Origin of the sequence: uncultured Fibrobacter sp., assembly GCF_937877005.1 — a bacterium.
Taxonomy (GTDB): Bacteria; Fibrobacterota; Fibrobacteria; order Fibrobacterales; family Fibrobacteraceae; genus Fibrobacter.
Genome location: NZ_CALEFV010000270.1, coordinates 1 through 1683 on the forward strand (window position 1 = coordinate 1; position 1683 = coordinate 1683).

Genomic DNA, 1683 nt, shown 5'->3' on the forward strand with positions numbered 1-1683 from the left:
AATCGACCCGAACAAGGTCATCGCCGTTGTCGAAACTTCGCGTCTCGACGAGGTGAATCCGTTCGTGGAACCGGATGCCGTCTCCAGAAACATCGGCGAACGCATTCTGGATTTTATTTGCCATTAATAAAGCAAAGGCCGCCTCCCCAAGGGAATGTCCTTCCAGAGCGGCGTGGGCAAGGTGGCAAACGCCGTCCTTAGCGCCATGTCTGACGATAGTCGCCTTGGAACAATCGACCTTTATACCGAAGTCATTCAAGAAGCTGTGTTCCCGCTTTTAAAGAAGGGCAAACTCGGCGTCGCTTCGGGTACGGCTCTTACTTTGTCTGAAAATGCGCAGAAAGAATTTGTGGAAAACGCTGCCGAATGGAAAAACCACCTGGTACTTCGCCAGCAAGAAGTGAGCAACAGTCCCGACGTGATTCGCCGCGTGGGTGTGATTTCCATGAACACGGCGCTCGAAGCAGACATCTTCGGTAACGTGAACAGCAGCCTTGTTACGGGCTCTGCCATGATGAACGGAATCGGTGGCGCGGCAGACTTTGCCCGCAACTGTTACCTTGGCATTTTCTTGACGCCCTCGGTTGCCAAGGACGGCGCCATCAGTTCGATTGTGCCTTACGTGAGCCATGTGGACCAGACGGATCACGATACCATGATTTTCGTGACGGAACAGGGACTTGCCGACTTGCGTGGGCTTGCTGCCGAAGAACGCGCCCGCTTGATTATCAAGAATTGCGCGCACCCGGATTTCCGCGAACCGCTCACCGATTTCTTGGAATATAGCCTCAAACATGCGAAGGGCTTGCACATGCCCCTGGCCCTGGAAAGGGCTTTCGAAATGCATTCGAGGTTCCTCGAAACCGGGAAAATGCGCTAAAAAGTTCCGTTTTTGCAGTTTTTCCGTGATTAGACGCATTGCCCTCGCGCAGGTGGGGGTGATTGGTAGATTCTATTGGCTTTTTCGTTGAAAAGAAAGTAGTTTCTTGTTATATTGCGAATAGTTTTTAGGATCGACGAATGAATCGCCTGTTTTGGATTATAATCCCTGCTTGGTTCGCCCTCGCTATGCAGGCGTGTTCCGGTAGTTCGTCTTCTTCGAACGAGGAAGTTGACCCTGACGAAATTGGAGACGAATACGGTGATGACGATGATGATGGCGATGGGCATAGAGGCCGCTCAAGCGGTTCCCGCTGGGAAAAGCGTTCCAGTGGCGTTGTCCAGAAAGATTCTTTAGGCCGTCCGATTTCGAGTGCGGCAGACCCGGATAAGCCGGGCGAACCCGGATCAACGACATCTAGTTCTTCGACAGGGCCTGTTATTGGTATTGAAGAACCGGTTATTGAAGACACCACAGCCGTGGTCGATGTAGAAGCCTTGCCGGAATGTACCGCCCAGAGCGAGGGTGAATCCTTCTTGGTCAAGAGCGAAAATATTCTGTATTTCTGCTTGGCGGGCCAGTGGGTTCCTTCTGAAGAAGTCTCCCAGAGTACGGGTGTTTCTTGCCGCGATGGCAAGATGTACACGGGTGTAGAAGATGAAGACGACAAGGGCTCGAGTACGGGCGGAAACACCTCGCCTTGGGGAAACTTTGGCGGAGGTAACTCCGTTAATACGGCCGCTGTCGATACGGCTGAACCGCGTATAGTGGGCGCACACCTGGTGGGTGTCGCCGAAAAGGGC

At 52.9% G+C, this 1683-nt stretch carries 1 protein-coding gene and 1 pseudogene; both read left to right on the forward strand.

Features of this window, described 5'->3' with window-relative positions; translation table 11 throughout:
- The first annotated feature begins 154 nt into the window (after nt 1–154).
- The gene (locus Q0628_RS11925) at nt 155–880 is read left to right on the forward strand and encodes an acetyl-CoA hydrolase/transferase C-terminal domain-containing protein (protein WP_298771261.1); all 726 of its coding nucleotides are present in this window, start codon (nt 155–157) and stop codon (nt 878–880) included.
- A 140-nt stretch (nt 881–1020) separates the two neighbouring features.
- Nucleotides 1021–1683 (forward strand): annotated as a pseudogene (locus Q0628_RS11930) (hypothetical protein); the annotation flags it as partial.

Excerpts from the sequence above, each read along its gene's own strand:
- Q0628_RS11925 (WP_298771261.1), top strand. The coding sequence starts at position 155 with ATGTCCTTCCAGAGCGGCGTGGGCAAGGTGGCAAACGCCGTCCTTAGC.